We start from the raw sequence: 21,046 nt of genomic DNA on the forward strand, positions 1-21,046 counted from the left end.
GCGCGGCTAAACCCAGAACTTTTCGGTCATTTTGTGACTGAATAGTTCGTACCGTTCGTGACCGCCTTTATGCCAAAGATGAATTATGGGTTCTCGTTTAAGATTGTTCTTTTTTTAACCAATGAAAACGGTTATTGTGGCTTTTCACGCAGCGCTGTTCAAAAAACGGACAGCTGCACCATTGGCGAAAAACCCGGATGGTCAGAATATGTTTTCACGAATGCTCGCGTATTTAGTTGTTTTTTCCGGCGCTTGGCTGTCGACCAGTGATGTCATGGCAGAAAGTCTCGCGGAAGACACTTGGTACGAAATTGACAGCGCTAACTTTCACATCGTCACCAACGGTGAACCCAGCTCCGTACGCCGTCTGGCGGAGGATTTGGAACGTTATCGCGCGGTGGCTTTGAGCCTGCTGGGTGCCAAAGATGATGGTGCCAAGCTGACCATCTATGCTGCCGCTGACCGTGAGAGCTATGCCGGTCTGGTAGGTGATGACCTCTCCGAGCTGACCAATGGTCTGTTTGATACCACTGCTGAGGGCAGCTACGCGCTGGTGAACCTCGACGGCCGTACCGGTGAGCGTCAGTTGGAGGCTCGTGAGTTCCTGTTCCACGAGTACACCCACTTCCTGAGCTACAACGGCACCACTACCCACTACCCGTACTGGTACAGTGAAGGCTTCGCCGAGTTCATGTCCACCATGACCTTTGGCCCGGGCAATACCTACGACATCGGTGCTATCCCCGGTGAGCGTGCCATGACCCTGCTGTACACCAGCCCGGTACCGCTGCAGGAACTGTTGCGCGCGACCGTGCACAACACTCCGGATGAGGAAAAAGGCCGCGTGTATGCCAGTGGCTGGATGCTGGCCCACTGGATCATCATGAAGAGTGGCAAGGCCGAGGAATTCAAGCAGTTCGTTAAGGACTACAACAACGGTGCCGACCCGGTACGTGCGCTGAGCAAGAACCTGGGTATGTCCATCGCTGAGATCGAAGAAGCGTATAACGCGCAGTTCCTGGAAGGTCGCTTCCAGTTGGCTCGCGGCAAGGTGCCGGCGAACTTCAAGTCTGAGCGTCCGAAGCTGCGCGTAATGACTGGTCAGGAGACCGTGGTTGAACTGGCGCGCTTCCTGGTGAAGTCTGGCTATAACCAGCAGGGTATCCGCGATCTGGCTGCCTATGCAGAAAGTGCCGACGTTTACTCTGCGGAGTTGACTGCGGTGCGTGCAGACGCTGCGACGCGCGAAGGTGACTTTGACCGTGCTGCCCGCTTGCTGGCACAGGTTGCCCCTTCCGACCGGGATGAGTTCTGGTACCAGAAAGCCCAGGCCTGGTTGTGGCTGAACCGTGAGATCGGCAGCATGGGTAACGAGCGCAGCAAGGAGAACCTGAAAGGTGCCCGCGACAAGTTCGTAAAGCTGGTTAACAACCAGTCTGGCCAGGCGATGAACTGGTACGGCCTGGCGATCACCATGCAGATGCTGGGTTACCCGAAGAAGCAGTATGTGGAGATGCTTGAGCAGGCTTACCTGCGTGCTCCGCGCGAACTGCACATCGCTCAGTGGATGGCTCAGGAGCTGTACGATCGCAAAGACGCGGCGTACTTCACCGAAGTTGCGCAGCCGCTGATGCTGGAGCTCACCAATGAGCACGAGTACAACCAGATGAAGATGATGTTGGCTGAGATGAAGCCGGAAGCAGGTCGTTCTACCGCCCATGCTCACGCGCACAGCCATAACCATAACCACGGCAAGGCATCGGCGAAAAACAAAAATGCGATGGCCGCAGGCGGCAGCAACAAAGCTACCCCCTGATCCCATAACAACATCTTTCCCTTCCTTTACTGGGTATCCGATAGAAGCGGCAGGCATTAGCCGCTACTATCGGACCCAGTTTTTCGTTTCAGTGGCCTGCTTTTTACTGGCGGGAAGATAACAATAAATCCTGAATCGGCTGGAGGGAGCCTTGAGCCTTCTGATATCTATCGTGTGCCCGATGTACAACGAAAGTGCGGGACTCGATCATTACTTCAAAGAAATTACCCGGCATTTGGACCAGCTCGAGTATCCCTATGAGCTGATTTGCATCAATGACGGCAGCACCGACGACACGCTGGAAGCGCTGTATGCCAAACAGCAGGAAGTTAAGGCACTGCGGGTGGTCAACCTGTCGCGCAACTTCGGCAAGGAACGCGCCCTGTCCGCAGGCTTGAGCGTCGCCGCTGGCGATGTGGTGATCCCGATAGATGCGGACCTGCAAGATCCGCCGGAACTGATTCCGAAGATGCTCGAGCAGTACCACCAGGGCTTCGATGTGGTGCTTGCACGGCGCACCTCGCGTAAAACCGATTCGCTGGCCAAGCGCTGGACTGCCGGCATGTTCTACCGCCTGCTGAAGCGCCTGTCCAAGGTGCAGATACCGGAGAACGTCGGCGACTACCGCCTGATGTCGCGCCGGGTGGTGACCGTGCTCAACAACTTGCCGGAATCCCAGCGCTTTATGAAAGGCCTGTTTGCCTGGTGCGGGTTCCCCACCACCTATGTGGATTACGAGCGCCCCGAGCGGGTGGCCGGCGAGAGCAGTTTCAGTGGCTGGAAGCTGTGGAATCTGGCGTGGGAGGGAATTACCAGCTTCAGTACCGTGCCGCTGCGGGTGTGGACTTATATTGGCGGGATGGTCTCTTTCGTGTCCTTCCTCTACGGGGCCTGGATTATTTTGCGCACGCTGGTGTTTGGCGTGGACACCCCGGGTTACGCTTCCACCATTGTGGTGGTGTTGTTTCTCGGCGGCATCCAGCTGGTTGGCATCGGTGTGGTGGGCGAGTACGTGGGGCGCATTTATATGGAATCCAAGCGGCGCCCGGTGTTTGTCATTGAAAGTGTCAAATAGCGCCTTGCGTCGCGCTAGCTTTCATACAGCTCGAGCGGCAGTCCGTCGGGATCGCTGAAAAAGGTGAAGCGCTTGCCGGTGTACTCATCCACGCGCACCGGTTCCACTTCTACTCCGCGGGCTTCCAGCTGCGCCTTGGCCGCCTCCACCGAATCCACACAAAACGCCAGGTGACGTAACCCCTGTGCTTCCGGATAACTTGGCCGCGGTGGCGCATCCGGAAAAGAAAACAGTTCCACTTGGGCGCCATCCGGCAGTTGCAAATCCAGCTTCCAAGAATCCCGTGCCTCGCGGTAATTCTCCGCGCGAATTTTGAGCCCCAGTATGTTTACGTAGAAATCTTTCGCACGCGGGTAATCGGAACAAATGATCGCCGCGTGATGGATGGACTTCAACATGGTTTTTTAGTCTTACTCTTCGAGTCAGTCTTCGGTTTCGGTGCGGTAAATCTGCATGCCGCGCGACTGATAGTTGGCCAGCGCGCTCTCGTGATCGAGAGTGCAGGTGTGCACCCACACGCGTTTGCATGGGGCCCAGTTCCACGCCTCTTCCAGTGCCCGGCTCAGCAGGTGTCCGCCAAAGCCACGGCCGATAAAGCGCGGTGCCAGGCCGAAATAGGCGATCTGTACCGTATCGTCCGCCTGTTTCTCCAGTTCGAAGTAGCCGGCAATGGTACCGCGGTAGTAGGCCGCCCAGGTGCGCAACGTGTCGCGCTCCGCATAGTCCTGCCATTGCGCATCTGATTGCTTGAGTTTGTCCGTCCACTCCCAGGGTTCTCCCACCAGCTGGTAGAGGTAGCGGTTAAAGCGGAATTCTTTCTCTTCCGCCTCCACAATCGACAGCCCGTCCGGGCATGGTTTGCTGTTCAGTTGCCCTGGATTGGTCATTTCCAGGTAGTAGGTGGTTACGCTCACGGTTTGCTCCAAAGTTTGATCGCGCGTTGGCGGCCGCAATATTACTGATTGCGCACATAGGCTGGAGTTTCGTAGGGACTGTAGTCGATCTCTTCAAATACCCAGGCGTGTGGCGCCTCTGCCTTGTGTTCGGCGATGGTCTTGCCGAATACTTCGATGTGAATCTCTTCCATCAAATTGGCCAGTTCGGCCTTGCTGTTAAGACCGAGATAGATACCGGCCTGCATAAAGCCTTCCAGGCGGTGGCGCTCGACCACGGGGATCTGCATGCCGAGTTTGGAATTGGCAAACAACTGGCGCAGTCGGCGCGCAACTTCCTGGGTGAATTTCTCCTGCTGCATCTCAGGCTTTCCTCCAGCTCGCGGTCAGGGCAAGGGGTGGATTGTGCGGGCTTTCGGCGAGGTCACCACAGTAGTTGCCTACGTCTTCGGCAATTTCTTCAAAGGTCTCCAGTGCCAGGTTGCTGGCGATAGCCGCAGTGAGGATGTCCCCCAGGGTATGCTGGAAGTTGTAATTCGGCTCAGACGCATACTTTTCGCCAGAGAAGTAATCCAAGCCGCTGTTGTCGACTTGGGGCGCGCGGTCGAAGTAGGAGTAGGCGATATGTGACGGCGTGCCTTCGGCGTACATATTCAGTACCGGGTGTAGTTCTTCCATCAACAGGCGGCCACCGGGTTTTAATAGCTTGCTGCAGATGTCGAAAAAAGCACGTAGGTCCGGCATCCAGTTGAGCACACCGATGGTAATGACGGCGAAGTCGAAGCGCCCGTAATGGTGCTGAGGAATTTCGTACACGTTGTGGGTTTCGAATGCCACATCCGAGAAGTTGCCGCTCTGGGCCAGGGTGTTCGCCTGCTCGACAAACTTGCTGGAACCGTCGATGCCCAGGCAGTAACCCGCCCCCTTGTTTTTGATCGACAGCAGGTCTTTGCCATTATTGCAGCACACCTGAACCACTGAAGCGCCGGTAAGTTCCTGTGCATCCACCAGCCGATTGAAATCCGCTTCCAGTGCGTTGAAGCCTGGTTCGGCAACGCGCTCGGCCAGGTCCGGGTTGCGCTGGTGGTGAATGGCGGCCGCCTCGTCCCAGGATTTCAGGGTTTGTTCGGTATATTTTTTTGTGGTGTTTTCGGACTTATCTTTGATATCGGAAGCCATGGTTACATCCCGAGTTGTCTCTACATTTCCGCATTGTTAGGCGTGCTATTTTTCTGGGTTTGCTCGTGCATCGGCTAGCTAAACTTCACTCGCCGGCATCTGTAGCGACTCGATAAACAACTGTACCGCAGGTTGCTCCAATGCACTGCTTTTGCAGGTAATCGCATTCTGGATCTGGTAGCAGAAGCGCTCCGGGCGCAGCGCATTCAGGGAGCCATTTCTAACATATTCATCCGCCAGGTAGGCGGGTAAAAAGCCGATAAATTTTCCAGACAGGATCATCGCCAAACGCGCGGCCATATGGTTGGCGATGCTTTTGTGCGGAAACAGTCGATACAAATGCGCGGCGCCGGACAAAACAGCGTGGTCCGGGGCGGCGAGTTCCTGCTGGGTGATCAGCTCCTCGTCAATACCGACATCCGCTTGCTCGGCGCAAGGGTGGTTGGCGGCACAGTACAGCAGCGACTGGTGGCTGAACAGTGGCTGGTAGCTGAGGCCGGGGCGGCGGGAGTGCAGCGGGTTGATGCCCACATCGGCGCGCCCGGCGAGAATTTCTAGCTCGAGCTCGTGGGGGGCGGCCAGCTGGATATCCAGCTGCAGCTGCGGCGCGCGCTCGCGCAGTTGCGCAATGGTGCCTGGCAGGTCCAGCTGCGGCATGGCAAGGGCATCGTCCGGCAGAATTAATCGCAGCTTGCCAGTCAGTTGCGATTGGATGGCGTTGACCTGGCTTTTGAAGGTGGCAAGGTGACCATCCAGTTCCAAAATCGCCTGGTACAGGGATTCCCCCTCCGGGGTGAGCTTGAAGTCGGCGCGGCCGCGCGAGCGCAGACACAGCTGCATACCCAAGCGGGTCTCCAGATCGGACAGGTGCACGCTGATGGTGGAGCGGCTGATATTGAGGGTCACCTCGGCAGGTGCCAGACCACCGGCCTGCACCACTTCGCGGAATACCCGCAGCAGGCGCAGGTCCATATCGCTGAGGCGGCCGGAAAGCGCAGTTTTCGCCGATTTTTGGCTGCTTTTCATGGTTTTTGGCCTCCATTTGCCTGTCTGGATTGCGTGCAGGCGTCGCGTCTCTGGCACAGCCTAATCTAAAGTTAGATAAACATAAATTTTAGTTTTAAATTTCTTACTTTTCGCCACCAGACTTCCCCGCCACTATTGCTCCAATACTGATAAATAAAGGGATCAGGGAGTATTCGATGAATTTGAACAATAGCCAGTTGCTGCAGACCAAGAACTATATCGACGGTCAGTGGTGCGAGGGCGCCGGTAAGTTGGCGGTCACTGACCCGGCCACAGGCGAGCTGTTGGCGGAAATTGCCGATGGCAGCGTTGCCGATGCCGAACGCGCGGTTGCCGCGGCGCACCGTGTTTTCCCTGAGTGGCGCAGCAAAACCGCAGCCGAGCGCGCGGCGGTGTTGAAGCGCTGGTATCAGCTGATTGTGGAAAATCGCGAAGACCTGGCGCGCATGCTGACCCTGGAGCAGGGCAAGCCGCTGGCAGAGGCCCTGGGTGAGATCGACTACGGTGCCTCTTATATCGAGTGGTATGCGGAAGAGTGTCGTCGCGCGTACGGCCAGACGATCCCGACCCACAACCCGGCCATGCGTCTGCACACCATTCGCCAGCCGGTGGGTGTGGTGACCTGTATTACGCCGTGGAACTTCCCCAACGCGATGATTACCCGCAAGGCGGCACCGGCGCTGGCGGCGGGCTGCACTGTGGTCATCAAGCCGGCGAGCGAAACGCCGCTGTCGGCACTGGCGCTGTGTGCGCTGGCCGAGGAAGCGGGTATTCCAGCGGGCGCACTGAATGTGGTGGCGAGCAAGGATTCCCGCGGCGTTGGCAAGGTGCTGACCCAGGATGCGCGGGTGGCCAAGTTCACCTTTACCGGTTCCACGCCGGTGGGCAAGTTGCTGATGGAGCAATGCGCGAGCACCGTGAAGAAGATGTCTATGGAGCTCGGTGGCAATGCGCCGTTTATCGTGTTTGACGATGCGGACATCGATGTGGCGGTCACTGCGTGTATGGCTACCAAGATGCGTAACGCGGGCCAGACCTGTGTGTCGACCAACCGCATTTATGTGCACGAGTCGGTACACGATGAGTTTGTATCCAAGCTGCAAGCGCAGATGGAAACCTTGCAGCCAGGTCACGGCCTGGAAGAGGGCACTAATTTTGGCCCGCTGATTTACCGCCGCGCGGTGGATCAGGTGCACGGTCTGGTGGAAGAGGCGGTTGCCAATGGTGCGCGTCTGTTGCTGGGCGGTGATTTCCTGCCGCACGGTGAAAATTACTATGCGCCGACTTTGCTGGTGGATGTGCACGATGAGATGCGCGTTGCGCGGGAAGAGATTTTTGGGCCGCTGGCGGTGGTGCAGAAGTTCCGCGATGAAGACGATGTGATTCGTCGTGCGAACGATACGCCTTATGGTCTGGCGGCGTATGTGATGAGTGAAAACATTCACCGCGCGAACCGTGTGGTGGAGGCACTGGAGTACGGCATGGTGGCGTGTAACGCAGGTGTTTTCTCCACCACTGTGGCGCCGTTCGGTGGCTGTAAAGAATCCGGCATCGGTCGCGAAGGCGGCGTTGAAGGCATGGCCGAATTCTATGAGACCAAATATTGCTGTTACGGGGCTTGATCTCCGTAGCCGTCACTGAAGTTTTTCTGTGGCGGCAGAACACCGGGTACAGGTTTTCAGGACCGCTGTGAATACGTCCCTGTACGCTGCGTCGGCAACATCCTTGTTGCCGACGCTCCTGAAAACCTGTACCCGGTGCTCTGCCTTCGCATCGAAGTTGTTTACTACGTTTTTAATGCGTTTGCAAAACGCACGAAATTACCTCGGAGAACATCATGTCCGAATTGAATACCGACGCATTTTGGATGCCGTTTACCCCCAACCGCAGCTACAAGGCAGCGCCGCGTATTGTCGAGCGTGCGGAAGGCATTTACCTGTTTGAAAAATCTGGCCGCAAAATTATCGATGCGACCGCAGGCCTGTGGTGTTCCAACGCCGGTCACTGCCGCAGTGAGATTGCCCAGGCGATTCAGCAGCAGGCGATGAAGCTGGATTACAGCTCCATTTTTAACTTCGGCCACGAGCTGGGTTTTGAATACTCCGAGCGTCTGGTTAAGCACACGCCAGAAGGTATTAACCGTGTGTTCTTCGGTAACTCCGGTTCCGAGGCGGTGGAATCCGCACTGAAGATTGCATTGCAGTACCAGCGTGCCCGCGGTAAGGGTTCGCGCACCATGTTTATCGGCCGTGAGAAGGGTTACCACGGGGTGAACTTCGGTGGTATTTCTGTGGGCGGTATTGCGCCGAACTACCAGAGCTTTGGCCAGCCGGTGAAGGCGAACCATATGCGCCATACGCTGGATATCGAGCGCAATGCGTTCAGCAAGGGCCTGCCGGAGCACGGTGTGGAGCTGGCGGAAGACCTGGAGCGTCTGGTGGCGTTCCACGGTGCGGATCAGATTGCGGCGGTGATTGTAGAGCCGTTCTCTGGTGCCGGTGGTGTGGTGCTGCCGCCGAAGGGTTACCTGCAGCGCCTGCGCGAAATCTGCGATAAGCACGATCTGCTGCTGATCTTTGATGAAGTGATTTCCGGTTGGGGCCGTACCGGTTCGCCGTTCGCTTCTCAGGAATTTGGTGTCACCCCAGACATGATCACTTCCGCCAAGGGTATTACCAACGCGGCGGTACCGCTGGGTGCGGTGTTTGTCAGCGACAAGATTTACAACACCGTGATGGATGCGGCGGCCGAAGGTATGGTGGAATTCTTCCACGGCTATACCTACTCCGCTCACCCGGTAGCCTGTGCTGCGGGTATGGCGACGCTGGATATTTACGAGCGCGAAGGCCTGCTCACCCGTGCTGCTGGTGATATCGGCAAGCACTGGGAAAATGCCCTGCACAGCCTGGCGGACCTGGATAACGTCATCGACGTGCGTAACTACGGTTTGGTCGGCGCGATCGAGCTGCGTGCGCCGGAGCAGCTGAAAGGTAAGTTTGGTGCCAAGGCTTCCGCACTGGCCTGGGAAGCAGGTGTGATGGCGCGTGGTATTGGCGATGCACTGTGCATGTCGCCGCCGCTGATCATTGAGGCCCATGAAATTGATGAGATCGTGGGCAAGTTGCGTGAGGTGATCACCACCCTGGCCTGATCTTTCATCGGGTTATGGCGCTCATCAAGGTAGTAAACACTATCGTAAGAGCGCCGCGAGAAGGCGTGAATCCTGGGGTTCACGCCTTTTTTGTGTTTGTTACTTTCAACGCGTCATTTTCTGTGTGTCATTTTGTGCCGATTTGACCTGCGCAAAATTTCTTTCGATTTCCTGTCAACCTTTATGCCCACTCCCCGTTTTATACAGGCGACCTGGTCAGTTACCTGATTTTCCGTGAGCAGGCTCCCGAGTTGTTTCCCGGGGCCTGCTTGCAAAATAAATAACGAGGAACCAAGGATGTGGGCAATACCCAATTCAATGCGCCTGCAAGGGCGATCTAATCTGCATTCCGCACGCTGGTTAAGCGGCGTGCTGTTGAGTGCGCTATTGGCTGGTTGCGGTGGCGGCAGTGAGACAACCGAAGTAATCCCGGACCCGATTAACCCGATCCCGCCGAGCAGCAGTAATTGCGAAACCTCCGATAGCGGCAGTAACTCTGATTCTTGCGGCACGGTGCTGATCGGCATGACCGATGCCGACGGCGACTTCTTGCAGTACGAAGTGGCAGTGGTGTCACTGTCGCTGGAGCGGGCAAACGGCGCGCGCGTGGATGTATTACCGTCCAGCAACATCGTGGACTTCGCCCAGTATGTGGATGTGACCGAGCTGGTTACCGCGGCAACGGTGCCCGTGGGTACTTATGTGCGCGGGGAAATCACGCTCGATTACACCGAGGCAAATATTTACATCGAAAAAGATGGTGAAGCGCACCTGGCCACGGTGGTGGACGAGTCTGGCGAGGCCGTGGAAGAGGTTACCCTGGCGCTCACCATCGATAACCGCAATCAGCTGGTAATCGCGCCGGGTGTGCCGGCCATGCTTACCGCCGACTTTGATCTCGCGGCCTCGCATACGGTGAACCTGGAAGGGGATGCGCCTGTCGCCGAGCTGTATCCAGTGCTGGTCGCCGAGGTGAATGCATACGAGCAAAAAGACTTCCGCATGCGCGGCCCGCTGATCGAGGTGGACGAGACCGAAGGCGATTACCGTATTGCCCTGCGTCCGTTCCAGCACAAGCAAGGACGCTTGGGTGGAATTGATATCGTTACCGACAGTGAAACCTCCTGGGAAATCGATGGTGAGGCCTATGTCGGCGCTACCGGTCTGACCGCGCTGGCAGAGCTCGAAGCCGGCACCGCGACCTTGGCTATGGGAGTGTTCAACCGCTCATCCCGCGAATTTACTGCGGATTCGGTACTGGCGGGCTCCAGTGTGCCCGGTGCTGATCTGGATGCGGTTTCCGGGCATGTGATTGCGCGCGATGGCGATCGCCTTACCGTGCGCGGCGCGAACCTGGTGCGGGTGGATGGTGAAGTTCAGTTCAACCAGACCATGGACGTGCAGCTGGGCGAAATGACCCAGGTGAGCAAGCCTCGCCGACAGCACGAGATGCTCGGCCTGCAGGATATATCCGTCGGCCAGCGCATTCGTTTACTGGGTAGCTGGGATGCCGAGAGCGCATTGTTTGATGCGCGGGAAGGTCATGCCCACCTGCTGCTGACGCGCCTGTCGGCAACCGCTTCTGCGCAGACCGACAACACTTTGGAAACGGTGGCGCTGAGCTTCGGTGGACGTGAGGTTGCCATGTTTGATTTTGCTGGCACCGGTGTATCGGTGGAACAGGATGCGAATCCCGCGGCTTACGAGGTCGATATTGCCGGTCTGGGGCTGGGCACTCTTGGTATGGGTTCTCCGCTGCAGTTGCGCGGTTATGTGGCGCCTTTCGGCACCGCACCCGCTGACTTCAACGCCCTCTCGATCACCGATTTCAGTGATGCCCGCGCGCGTCTGCTGGTGGGTTGGGCACATGGGAATGAAGAGGAAACAGAAGCGGGAGAGGTCGGAGAGGCAGTGGTGGTAGGAGAAGTAAGTGCAATCGCGAGTCTTTCCGCCACCGGCCTCACCCTGTCCGCTGACAGCACCTTTGGCGCCAAACACCATATCCTGCGCGGCTCGCACCGCACCGACCTGCTGGAGCTGGACGGGCTGCCCGCCATTGAGCCTGCCGACTCTATGTTCTTCGGCCGCGGCATCTACACCATCGCCCAGCGCGGTAGTGACTCCGGTGATCTGGTTTTCTTCTCCGACTTTGAAAGCTTTGCCACCGAACTCGATAGTCGACTGATGGCCGGTGCCATGGTCAAGCGGCTGCATGCCCGCGGTCACTACGATGACGCCGAGAACCGCTTCGGTGCGGTGGCCCTGAGCGTGGTGCTGCGCGAAGCAGTGTCTGTGGAGTAAGACGCAAGCTACCTCCTTTGCGGGTACCTTTTTTGAAGGATTCTTTGAAGCACTCTTTGAAGCACTTTTTGGGGGTTGCCCCAAGCGAAACTACACTGAATATGTAGTCGGCCGTACGGCAGAAAGTGCGGAGCTGAAAAGTTCGAGCGCCCTGCCGCTACCGCCGGTCTCTAGTAGAGCGGCGCCTCCGGCTACTATGCGCGCGCGGCCTCTCGTTGCCTTGCCTTTTGCGGCGTCGGGAGACCGTGCGTTGCTGTGTGTGGTTGTCATGGTCAAGGCCATGTAAAGCGCGAGGTAGTTGTGTGAAGTTGCTTCCCCCACAGTTAAATCGGTTGCGCAGCTGTGCAGTAGTTTGTGCCATGGCGTGTGCGGCCAGCCTTCCCTCTACGGCGGGGGCGCAAACCACCCTGCCGCCGCCGGACACCGCGAGCGGCGAATCCACAGAAGATTACCAGCGTGACCCCAACCGCCAGCGGCAGCTCTCCTCCGATGCCGTCCAGCTTACCTTGAGCGGCAATATCTATTACTACCAGGGCGGTTACTTCTATCGGCGTGAGGACGATGGCTTCCTGCGCGTGGAACCGCCACTGGGGGCCGAGCTCAAGTTTGTGCCCTATGGCAGTCGCGGTTTCGAGATTGACGGCCGCCAGTTTTTCCTGAGCGGCACCGGCACCTTTTATCGTTTTGACCCCCGTCGCGATCGCTACGTGGTAACCCAGCCGCCGTATGCCTGGCGGCGCTACTACAACGGCGATTTTGCCGGCAAGTATGAAGAGCGCCTGTACGGCTATCCCGATAAGGACCTCGGGACCCTGCGCGACCGCTCGGGCATTCCCCAGGCCTATCCACCGGATGCGCTGGACCCGGACGGGGTCGATGACGAGGGCATGACCCTGTTTGAGGCGGAAGGTTACCGCGACCCGCGTCGCCGCCAGCCTCGCCCCTACGCCAATATTCGCCCCCCCTATGACGCCAGTGGCGAGCGCTACGACAACCGGGTCATTGCCGAGTCCCTGTGTCGCCAGGATGCCTCTACCGCCGCGCAGCGCGGCAGTACCTTGGATCGCCAGCGTATGCGTATTTATCAACGGGTATATCGCGACTGTATTCAACGCTACGACCGGCGCCGCTGAGCAGGGATATAGCGCGAAAATTTACCTGACACTGCTCATCTACACTGAAACAGACGCGCTGTGTATAAGGGGTATATGCCATCGGTGATAGCCGACGAGTACTCGCGGTCAGAACAGGGAATGTAGTTGGGGAGTGTGGTATAGGGATGGTTTCGGCATGTTAGCCAGCAACGCCCACCCAAAGGGCTTCCCGCCACCGCGGCCATACCCATGGCGGCGGTCTCTGCTTCTCTGTGTTTGCACGTTTTTGCTGCTGTTCTCTACCCTGGCCAGTGCACAACTTCCCTCCGTTAAACCCAAAGAATTTTCCCCGGTTATTCCCGATTTCACCGCGCTGTCCGCGGACTGGTGGACGCTGTGGCCGGATGTTACCCGCGAGCAAAAAGAGCAGTGGCTAGCCGATGTCGAAAAGGCCTGGTTGGACTGGAAAAAAACATTGCCGGAAGAGGCTGAGCTGGACGAGCGGGTCCTGCAAATTGATAAGCGTCTTGAGGGTATTCGCAAGACCTGGCAGAAAAGTGAGAACCTAAAATCTGTCAAGATTTTGCCGGAGGTGACCTTTCCGGAATCTCCCACGGTGTTGGAGTGGGCGGCATCCGACGCGGCAGTAGCGCGAGGCCAGCAACGCTATCAGGGAGTGCAATTAGAAAAAAGCCAGATGGACGACGGCGTCGCACACTCGCTTAGCCGGCTGCGGGAAAAGGTGGCGGTACTGCGGGATACTAATCGCAACGACCCGAAACATTTGAGTGCGATGCTGGATGTGTTTTTTGGCCAGATAAATCATTTGCAGGTGCTGGAAGAGCAGCAACTGCTGAGGGATCAGCTTGCGCTGTGGGATGAAGAGTTGACCTACGGCCGTGCGCAACTGCAGAGGATGCTGACCGAGCTGCGCTTTAGTCAGGAGGTTGCAGATGAATTGGCCTCGGCGCGCACCGAAGAGAAAACCGGCCTGGAGGAGCTGGCGCGGGAGCGCAGCGATTCCCGCCACCAGGTTTTTGAGAGCGCCGACAGCGAGGTCACGCTGGAGCAACAGATCAGCCTGATGAATTACAGTGTGGAAACACTGCAAAATCGCCTGCAGCTGCGCAAGCAGGAACTGCTGCTGGCGATGAACAGCGTGCTGGATCCAGACGGTGAGGCGGAGAAACTCACCATCAGTAAAACGCTGGTGGAAAACGCGGAAAAAGCCCAGGCGGATCTGGTGCGCCAGCTGAATGTGCGCCAGCGGCAGGTGGTGGCCTGGATCGGTGAAGACCCGAAGGCAATGCAGCGCTGGTGGCAGCGCTTCGAGAAGATCAACAGCGCTCTCGGCCATGCCGGCGACCTGATTGACGACGTAAAGCGTTACGAAGTCGCCCAGTTGTTTGTGTATCAGCGGCAGCAGGGGTGGTGGCGCACACTTGGCGACCGGATTGTCCTGCAGCTGCAGCAATTGCGCAGCGGCTGGCGCAACCTGGCAAATTACGAACTGTTCGCCATCAGCCAGCAGCCCATCACCCTCAGAGATATTGCCCAGATGATCCTGGTGATCATCGGCGCCTGGGGTTGTTCGCGGCTGTTGAGTTTGATCCTGCGTCGCATGGAGCGCAGAAAACGCACCAGCGAGCAGGCCGCGTACGCATTGTGGCGGGTGCTGAATTACTGCATCGTTTTCATCACGATCATTATCCTGCTGACCATGGTGGGGCTGGATACCTCGAAACTTACCCTGATCGCCGGTGCCCTGTCGGTGGGTATCGGTTTTGGTATGCAGGCGATTTTTTCCAACTTCATCTCCGGGATTATTCTGCTGTTCGAGCAGCCGCTGCGGGTCGGTGACCTGGTGGAACTGGAGTCCGGGGTATTTGGGCGCATCCGCGATATCAACGTGCGCTCTACCCGCATCACCACTCGCGACAATGTGGATATCCTGGTACCGAATTCCGAGTTCGTGACCGGGCGCGTCACCAACCACACCCTGGAAGACCCGGTGCGACGTATTCACGTGCTGTTTGGTGTGGCCTACGGCACTGACCCGGAAGAAGTGCGCGAGGCGGCAATGGCCGCGGCGGAGCGGGTGCCGGTGACCTTTTCCAACTGGCAGCGCAAAACGGAATTGTGGCTGACGTCCTTCGGCGACAGTTCTCTCGACTTCAAACTGGTGGTGTGGGTAAACAGCAATGCGGTGTCGTCGCTGGGTGACCTGCACGCACTGTATAACCTCGAGCTGCTGCGGGAGTTCAATCAGCGCGGCATCGAGATTCCCTTCCCCCAGCGCGACCTGCATGTGCGCAGCTGGGGTGAAACCGCTCCGCCCGCGCCGCAGGCATCGGATAGTGAGCCGCCCAAGCCCATCGAGCGGCGCGGCTCCAGCGGTTCCGAAGATTGGCCCGGTGCCGGCGACACCGATGGTGGTGCAGAGGGTGGCGACAGTGGTGACGGCGGCGATGGCCCGTGACGTCTAAGTCAGCCTGAGCACCCGCGTTTCGCCGCAATTCGCCGCAGCTGGCCGCAAAGGCGGTAAAAAGCTGCCGAAAAGGCCCGCATTGGGACTGGTCTTATTTTGTCACCTCTGTATTCTGGGTGACCTGAACATTTTCCAATCAATGCCAAACCTGTAGCGGACCCACCTTGCTGATCATCCCCATCCAGAACAAACCCGACTGGCGCCGGCCACCACTGGTGTGTTTTGCGCTGATCTTGGCGAACCTGCTGGTGTATGTGCTCTACCAGAGCGGCGACGAGGCCCGTTGGCAGGCGGCCGAGGAGTACTACTTCTCCAGCACCCTGCCGGAACTGGATGAGGCGCGCTTCTACGAGTTTGTGGATACCGAGAAGCCCGAGTGGCGCACCCTGGCTCAGGGCGCCGGGGAAGACTTCATGTATGAGCAGCTGTTGTGGAGCCGCGAGTTCCACGACTGGCTGGTGCCGCAGCTGCAGCAGGAAGGCGGGGAGGCCCAGCAGTGGCTGTCCCAGCGGCAGGAGTTCGCCCAGCTGCGCGACAGCCTGTCCAGCTTTGCCTACGGCCTGACCCCGGCAGATCCCACCCTGAAAGGCCTGTTCGGGCATATGTTCCTGCACGGTGGCTGGGACCACCTGCTGGGGAATATGGTGTTCCTGTTGCTGTTTGGCCTGTCGGTTGAATTGGCCCTGGGCGCTGCCTGGTTCCTGGGCTTGTACCTGCTTGGTGGCCTGGCTGCCGCCGGTCTGCATATGGGGGTGGAAGCGGGCAGCCTGATGCCGATGATCGGCGCATCCGGTGCCGTGTCTGCGGTGATGGGGATGTTTGTCGCCGTATACGGGATCCGGCGGCTGCGCTTCTTCTATACCCTCGGTTTTGCCTTCGGAGAATTTTCCGCGCCGGCCCTGATGGTGTTGCCGCTGTGGTTGGGCAAAGAGGTATTCGGCTACTTCTTCGGTAGCGAAAACATTGCCTACTGGGCGCACTTTGGCGGTCTGGTGGCGGGCTTTGTCTGCACCATGGTGCTGATCCGGGTGCGCCCCAGTCGCGATATTCACGTGGAGGAGGATCTGCCACCCACGCCGGAACAGCTGGCACTGGCGCGCATCGAATCTCTGCAAAATCACGGTAAGTTACTGGAGGCGGGGCAGGCGGCCAGCAGTGCGCTAAAGCAGCACCCGGAGTCACTGCCGCTGATTGAAAAATCCATCGAACTCACCGGTCTCGCGCCGAAGAGTGAGGCCCATCACCGGGCCTGGCTCGCGCTGTTTGCCCTCGCCAAGCTCCCGCAACAGGACTTTGCGCAAATAGCCGCAGGCGTCGAAACCTATCGGAACAAAGTGCAGGAACCGCGCGCACTGACACCGCGGGTGTGTCTGGTTCTGGCGCAACGCGCCGCGCGGGAGAAACAGTGGGCACTGGTGGAGGTTTTATTGCAGCGCTTGCAGCAAAAGCAGCAGCGCCATCCACTGATGGCGCGCCTGGCTAATGGCGTTGTCGAACACTACCGCCGCTGTGGCGACGAAGAGCGGGCGCGCCAGGCGCTCGACTTTGCGCGCGCCCTGCAACCCAGCGCGTTTTAGGCCGGCTGCGAGCTTTTTTTGTTCTGCTGTTCGGCAGCCAGAATGGATTCGAGCTGTTCTACCTCACCAAGCACCGCGCTCTTCGGAAACTTACTGCGTACAAACGCCAGCAGCTTGCGGCTGTTGTCGGTGCGGTTAAACCCATCCATATAAATTTTCGCCAGCAGTAGATAGGCACTGTCCAGACGGGTGTAGTGCGGGTCTTCCTTGTGCAGGTTGTTGACTAGTGCCAGTGCCGGCTTGAACTGACGCTGGCGATACAGTGCCTCGGCAATCTGGTGGCGCAACAGTGACTTGTCGATGGCCGGTGTGCCGTGGGACTGCGCGGTGGCCATATATAGTTCTGCGGCCTTGTGTGGCTGGTTCATGCTGATAAAGCGTTCCAGCAGATGCGGGCCGAGTTCGCGCAGGGCTTTCTTGTCGTCGGTAGCGAGCAGCAGGCGATAGTAACGCTCGTTCAGGGAGACATCATTGGGCTGCTGACGCAACACGCCGACCAAGGTTTTACGGGCTTCTTCGTGGCGCCCTTCACGCAGAAAAATGCTGGAGTCCGCCATGGCTTTGCGCCGTTCGAACTCGCGCTCTTCGAGAAACTCCTCATCGCCCACCTGAGATGCCACGCCCAGCTTCTGCTGCCGCGTCAGGCAGATGTAGCCCATCATGGCACTGGTGACGATGGAGAAATAGCTGGTGACAAAGGCCAGTAGCGGCAACAGCATCCACACCGGCAGCTTGTCAGCGACCACCGGCAGCAGGACGGTAGGTGCAGCGGAAACCGCGCTGGTGGAGAGCCACAGCAGCCAGTAGGGCCAGCCAATAATCAGGGTGAAGTGCAGCAACTTGAGCGGGTTTACCGCCGCACGCATGCTGTGCTCCAGTGCCAGCACGATCATGGCTGCTGGCCCCAGTAGCGAAAGCACAATGGAGTACACTTGCGCAGCGCCCAGACCGAAGGTGGTCGCAATCAATGCGCCACCGCCACCGGCTACCAGAATCATACCGATGACTCGTGCAAACACCGCCGCACTGCGACCGTCCTGGGCGTCGCCAAAGGTGGGCGCCTGCAGATCGCCACTGGCCAGCTTTTCGATCACCAGCAGGTTGTAACGCAATACCACTGCCAGCATGGCCACCAGGATAAAGATCGAGAATATTCCCATCCCGGTGATCGCCAGTGCCGCCACCGCGCAAATCGTGGATACGGTTAACGGCCCAGCGTTAAGCGCATAGCGGAAATAGAAGGGGGCCATTTGCCAGAAGGGCTTGGCCTTGTTGCTCGCCCCGACATGTTGCAGTCGGTTGTTACACAGAATGCATTTGGGGGTGGAGCGGTAATAGTTATCCACCGAGCCGGGAACACAGTCGCCGCAGTAGTCCTTACTGCAACCGCTGCACTGCCATATGGCATCGGCGTTGGAGTGATAGTGGCAAGCATTGCCCATGGTCTACATCCTTGTGGTTATTGTGCTTTGCTGCTGTGCAACTCTGAGTGTGAACTCGTCCAGTGTATCGGCTCCGTCCCGGGCGGCGCAATCCACCCCCCTTGCAGGCTGCTAGACTGACCCAATATTCTAGGAAGTGACGATTTACACTGGCGCAGTAGCGCAGAACAACACCCAATAAATGAGGTTCAGATGAGTAAAGCGATGCAGGTACGGCTGGAATCCTCCGCGGCGGCGGAGCACTGGGGCAAGAATGCCCTGTTAAGTTTCGCCGATACAGAAGCGCGCATTCACGCTACCGACGCCACCGGCGGTCCGCTGGTTGCCACCCAGCGCGCGGCCCGCAGTCTCGATGGTATGGGTATAACCGACACCAGCCTTGTCGGTGACAACTGGGACCTGGAGAGCCGCTGGGCCTTCTGGGCGGGTTTCTACAATCCGAACCGCAGCAGCAATCTGGACTGGGGAAGTGCAGAAGGCAACGAGCTGGCGGAATTGGAAGCGCGCAAGGCCGCCGCTTTATGGGTTCGCCAGATCACCAATGGCTCGCCGGAAGATATTTCCCCACGCGTCCTCGCCGAAAGTGCTGCGGAAATGTTGCAAAAGCTCGCCCCGGATGCGGTGAGCTTCCGCATCGTCGAAGGCGATGCGCTGCGCGATGAGGGCTACATGGGTATCTACAACGTGGGCCGTGGCAGCGTGCGTGGCGGTGCCATGCTACAGCTCGACTATAACCCCACGGGTAGCGACGCTACCGATGTGGATATTTGTCTGGTGGGCAAGGGTATTACCTTCGACTCCGGTGGTTACAGCATTAAACCCTCCGCCGGCATGGCTCATATGAAGTCTGACATGGGTGGTGCGGCGATGGTTGCCGGCGGCCTGGCGCTGGCAATCGCGCGCGGTTTGCAGAAGCGAGTGAAGCTGTATTTATGCTGCGCGGAAAACCTGATCTCGGGTCACGCGTTCAAACTGGGCGATGTGATTCGCTACAAAAATGGTGTAACCGCAGAAATCCTGAATACCGATGCGGAAGGGCGCTTGGTCCTGGCAGATGGCCTACTGGAGGCGAGCGAACAGAACCCGCGTTACATCCTCGATGCGGCCACGCTGACCGGTGCTGCGAAGATGGCGGTCGGACGGGATTACAATTCGGTGCTGAGCCTGGAAGATGGTATGGCGGACAAGGTGCTGAGTGCGGCCAAGTCCGAGCACGAAAAGGCCTGGCGTTTGCCGCTGGAAAAATTCCACCTGGAACAAATCCCGTCCGGTTTTGCAGACATCGCCAATATCGGTCGTGAGGGCACTCCCGGCGCTTCCACGGCGGCGGCATTCCTGGCCAAGTTTGTGCGCGATGAGGGGCGCGGCTGGGTGCATATGGATCTTTCCGGTTCCTATTTGCCCGCGCCAAATGATCAGTGGGCGCAGGGCGCCAAGGGGCATGGGTTCCGTACCATTGCCCGTTTCTTGCTGGATAACTAATAGGAATCAACACGATGGAAGAGTATCAAGTAATGATTCAGTCGCGGGAGTGGCTGGTGGGTTGGGGCACACTTTCCCTGATTAACGCAGGCTTGGCCCAGGGAAAGAATCGCAGTGGCCTGATCTGGTGGATTTTGAGTTTGATCTTCGGTCCGCTGGCGACACTGGTGCTCGTTTTGCTGAGTAAAGCTCCGGCAACCCCGCACGACTAATCATCGGTTTTGATTGCGTGTTTTTGTGCGGTGGCGAAATTAAGCCACCGCACAAGCTTACTTCCGCTCCATTCGATAGTATTCCCCATCTATCTACTTTCCCGCCTCAATTCATATCCCTACCTTTCGGTGCCGCGATAACAACTGGCTTGACGCTTTCCGTGCCGGGGGTGGATTGCCCGGAAATGCATGTCTGGTAAGACTTGAAACTGAAAACTGCTCATTTTTGGTCAGGCCAAAGGTCTGGGGTTGGTTGAGCCTGCCAAAACCCTTCTGCTAGAATCCCGCCACAATTTTTTAGCCTGACGGCCTGTGTGAGTGCAGCAGTGTTCGCCATAAGTGTGAATGAGCATTCTAGTGACGCTGTCATTGTGGCATGGGTCAGGCCAGGCTGGCCGTTCTGCTGCCAAGTGGGATGACCACAGAAGCCATTCAAGTCTATTTTTGCTGCCACAGTGGTCAGATAGGCGTGGCATAAAAAGCAAAATGGCAGATGCCGTAGATATTGGAGAGTGAGGAATGCGGGGCGCGAGACTTTACCAGCAGGTGGCGGAAAAGCTGGCGGCCGCTATTGGCGCGGGGGATTACCCGGCCGGCACTCGCCTTCCGGCGGAGCGCAAGCTGGCGGAGCGCTTTGAGGTCAGTCGCCCAACCGTGCGTGAGGCGATCATTGCCCTTGAGCTTGGCGGCTACGTCGAAGTAAAAGGTGGTTCCGGTGTGTACGTCACCGACGCACAACCCAGCGGCTTTTCCGGTGGTGATAACGACATCGGCGCATTTGAAGTCTTGCAGGCGCGCATGATGTTTGAAGGTGAGGCCGCGGGCCTTGCCGCGCGCGAGATGTCCGATAGCGAAATCACGCAACTGGAAGTATTGCTTGAAGAGATGGTTGCGGAGAACGCCGCCGAGTCCGGCGCTGAGATCGTGGACGAAAAATTCCACTTACATATTGCCCGCTGTACCCATAACGATGCCGTGGTTTCCGTGTGTGAGCACCTATGGAAACTGCGCAATAGCTCCTCTATTTCCGTGCGTATTCTAGAACGCGCACGACAGGCCGGCAGCAAACCGCGCATTGAAGAACACCGTCGTATCCTGCAAGCGATCAAGGCGCGCGATCCGGAAGCCGCGCGCAATGCCATGCGTGATCATTTACAACGCGTAGTTCAACAGTTGCTGGACGCTACCGAAGCGGAAGCGCTGGAGCAGGCGCGCCGAGAAATGAGCGCAGCCCGTCAGCGTTTTGCATTGCCTTGATACCTTTCCCGTAAGCGAGAATTTCAGATAAACCGGCCATGGGCCGGTTTTTT

17 protein-coding genes are annotated in these 21,046 nt (G+C 58.0%); 11 read left to right on the plus strand and 6 right to left on the minus strand.

The window, feature by feature from the left end:
* Positions 1-274: 274 nt before the first annotated feature.
* Positions 275-1,816 carry a hypothetical protein gene (locus tag KUV22_RS06340; protein WP_261319239.1) on the plus strand — a complete coding sequence of 514 codons (1,542 nt, stop codon included), beginning with the start codon at positions 275-277 and terminating at the stop codon, positions 1,814-1,816.
* 151 nt (positions 1,817-1,967) lie between these two features.
* The gene (locus KUV22_RS06345; protein ID WP_222229462.1) at positions 1,968-2,891 is read left to right on the plus strand and encodes a glycosyltransferase family 2 protein; all 924 of its coding nucleotides are present in this window, start codon (positions 1,968-1,970) and stop codon (positions 2,889-2,891) included.
* Between the two features lie 14 nt (positions 2,892-2,905).
* Here the strand turns inward: KUV22_RS06345 and gloA2 are convergent, their stop codons facing one another.
* From gloA2 to KUV22_RS06370, 5 genes are all read right to left on the minus strand, one after another.
* Entirely contained in the window at positions 2,906-3,289 is a 384-nt protein-coding gene (gene gloA2, locus KUV22_RS06350) for an SMU1112c/YaeR family gloxylase I-like metalloprotein (RefSeq protein WP_222229464.1), read from the minus strand.
* 24 nt (positions 3,290-3,313) lie between these two features.
* A complete protein-coding gene (locus tag KUV22_RS06355; protein WP_315856882.1) occupies positions 3,314-3,805 on the minus strand; it encodes a GNAT family N-acetyltransferase in 492 nt (163 codons plus the stop codon).
* 41 nt (positions 3,806-3,846) lie between these two features.
* Complete coding sequence (locus tag KUV22_RS06360; protein ID WP_222229466.1) at positions 3,847-4,146, minus strand: hypothetical protein; 300 nt, start codon at positions 4,144-4,146, stop codon at positions 3,847-3,849.
* A 1-nt stretch (position 4,147) separates the two neighbouring features.
* Positions 4,148-4,963 carry a class I SAM-dependent methyltransferase gene (locus KUV22_RS06365; RefSeq protein WP_222229468.1) on the minus strand — a complete coding sequence of 272 codons (816 nt, stop codon included), beginning with the start codon at positions 4,961-4,963 and terminating at the stop codon, positions 4,148-4,150.
* A gap of 78 nt (positions 4,964-5,041) precedes the next feature.
* Positions 5,042-5,989: a LysR family transcriptional regulator gene (locus KUV22_RS06370; protein WP_222229470.1), complete on the minus strand. Its 948-nt coding sequence runs from the start codon at positions 5,987-5,989 to the stop codon at positions 5,042-5,044.
* Between the two features lie 176 nt (positions 5,990-6,165).
* Between KUV22_RS06370 and KUV22_RS06375 the strand changes: the two genes are divergently transcribed.
* From KUV22_RS06375 to KUV22_RS06400, 6 genes are all read left to right on the plus strand, one after another.
* Positions 6,166-7,611 (plus strand): NAD-dependent succinate-semialdehyde dehydrogenase, encoded by a 1,446-nt coding sequence (locus tag KUV22_RS06375; protein WP_222229472.1) that lies wholly within the window; start codon positions 6,166-6,168, stop codon positions 7,609-7,611.
* 215 nt (positions 7,612-7,826) lie between these two features.
* Positions 7,827-9,140 (plus strand): aspartate aminotransferase family protein, encoded by a 1,314-nt coding sequence (locus KUV22_RS06380; protein ID WP_222229474.1) that lies wholly within the window; start codon positions 7,827-7,829, stop codon positions 9,138-9,140.
* A 297-nt stretch (positions 9,141-9,437) separates the two neighbouring features.
* Positions 9,438-11,441 (plus strand): DUF4382 domain-containing protein, encoded by a 2,004-nt coding sequence (locus KUV22_RS06385; RefSeq protein ID WP_222229476.1) that lies wholly within the window; start codon positions 9,438-9,440, stop codon positions 11,439-11,441.
* A gap of 302 nt (positions 11,442-11,743) precedes the next feature.
* Positions 11,744-12,574, plus strand: a complete 831-nt coding sequence (locus KUV22_RS06390) for a DUF6515 family protein (protein ID WP_222229478.1) — start codon at positions 11,744-11,746, stop codon at positions 12,572-12,574.
* Positions 12,575-12,821: 247 nt separating this feature from the next.
* A complete protein-coding gene (locus tag KUV22_RS06395; protein ID WP_224917273.1) occupies positions 12,822-15,014 on the plus strand; it encodes a mechanosensitive ion channel domain-containing protein in 2,193 nt (730 codons plus the stop codon).
* Between the two features lie 173 nt (positions 15,015-15,187).
* Positions 15,188-16,600, plus strand: a complete 1,413-nt coding sequence (locus tag KUV22_RS06400; RefSeq protein WP_222229482.1) for a rhomboid family intramembrane serine protease — start codon at positions 15,188-15,190, stop codon at positions 16,598-16,600.
* Here the strand turns inward: KUV22_RS06400 and KUV22_RS06405 are convergent.
* Complete coding sequence (locus KUV22_RS06405) at positions 16,597-18,042, minus strand: hypothetical protein (protein ID WP_222229484.1); 1,446 nt, start codon at positions 18,040-18,042, stop codon at positions 16,597-16,599. The genes KUV22_RS06400 and KUV22_RS06405 overlap by 4 nt on opposite strands.
* 192 nt (positions 18,043-18,234) lie before the next feature.
* Here KUV22_RS06405 and pepB point away from each other — a divergent pair, with 192 nt between their 5' ends.
* The 3 genes from pepB to KUV22_RS06420 all read left to right on the plus strand — a co-directional run bounded on the left by pepB (position 18,235) and on the right by KUV22_RS06420 (position 20,993).
* Complete coding sequence (pepB, locus tag KUV22_RS06410; protein WP_222229486.1) at positions 18,235-19,524, plus strand: aminopeptidase PepB; 1,290 nt, start codon at positions 18,235-18,237, stop codon at positions 19,522-19,524.
* A gap of 14 nt (positions 19,525-19,538) precedes the next feature.
* Complete coding sequence (locus KUV22_RS06415; RefSeq protein ID WP_222229488.1) at positions 19,539-19,736, plus strand: antitermination protein NusB; 198 nt, start codon at positions 19,539-19,541, stop codon at positions 19,734-19,736.
* 519 nt (positions 19,737-20,255) lie between these two features.
* A complete protein-coding gene (locus tag KUV22_RS06420; RefSeq protein ID WP_222229490.1) occupies positions 20,256-20,993 on the plus strand; it encodes a FadR/GntR family transcriptional regulator in 738 nt (245 codons plus the stop codon).
* Positions 20,994-21,046: the final 53 nt, after the last annotated feature.

Source organism: Microbulbifer agarilyticus (assembly GCF_019800665.1).
Lineage (GTDB): Bacteria > Pseudomonadota > Gammaproteobacteria > Pseudomonadales > Cellvibrionaceae > Microbulbifer > Microbulbifer agarilyticus_C.

Excerpts from the sequence above, each read along its gene's own strand:
- KUV22_RS06340 (WP_261319239.1), top strand. The coding sequence starts at position 275 with ATGGCAGAAAGTCTCGCGGAAGACACTTGGTACGAAATTGACAGCGCT.
- gloA2 (WP_222229464.1), bottom strand. The coding sequence starts at position 3,289 with ATGTTGAAGTCCATCCATCACGCGGCGATCATTTGTTCCGATTACCCG.
- KUV22_RS06360 (WP_222229466.1), bottom strand. The coding sequence starts at position 4,146 with ATGCAGCAGGAGAAATTCACCCAGGAAGTTGCGCGCCGACTGCGCCAG.
- KUV22_RS06365 (WP_222229468.1), bottom strand. The coding sequence starts at position 4,963 with ATGGCTTCCGATATCAAAGATAAGTCCGAAAACACCACAAAAAAATAT.
- KUV22_RS06370 (WP_222229470.1), bottom strand. The coding sequence starts at position 5,989 with ATGAAAAGCAGCCAAAAATCGGCGAAAACTGCGCTTTCCGGCCGCCTC.
- KUV22_RS06375 (WP_222229472.1), top strand. The coding sequence starts at position 6,166 with ATGAATTTGAACAATAGCCAGTTGCTGCAGACCAAGAACTATATCGAC.
- KUV22_RS06380 (WP_222229474.1), top strand. The coding sequence starts at position 7,827 with ATGTCCGAATTGAATACCGACGCATTTTGGATGCCGTTTACCCCCAAC.
- KUV22_RS06385 (WP_222229476.1), top strand. The coding sequence starts at position 9,438 with ATGTGGGCAATACCCAATTCAATGCGCCTGCAAGGGCGATCTAATCTG.
- KUV22_RS06405 (WP_222229484.1), bottom strand. The coding sequence starts at position 18,042 with ATGGGCAATGCTTGCCACTATCACTCCAACGCCGATGCCATATGGCAG.
- pepB (WP_222229486.1), top strand. The coding sequence starts at position 18,235 with ATGAGTAAAGCGATGCAGGTACGGCTGGAATCCTCCGCGGCGGCGGAG.
- KUV22_RS06415 (WP_222229488.1), top strand. The coding sequence starts at position 19,539 with ATGGAAGAGTATCAAGTAATGATTCAGTCGCGGGAGTGGCTGGTGGGT.
- KUV22_RS06420 (WP_222229490.1), top strand. The coding sequence starts at position 20,256 with ATGCGGGGCGCGAGACTTTACCAGCAGGTGGCGGAAAAGCTGGCGGCC.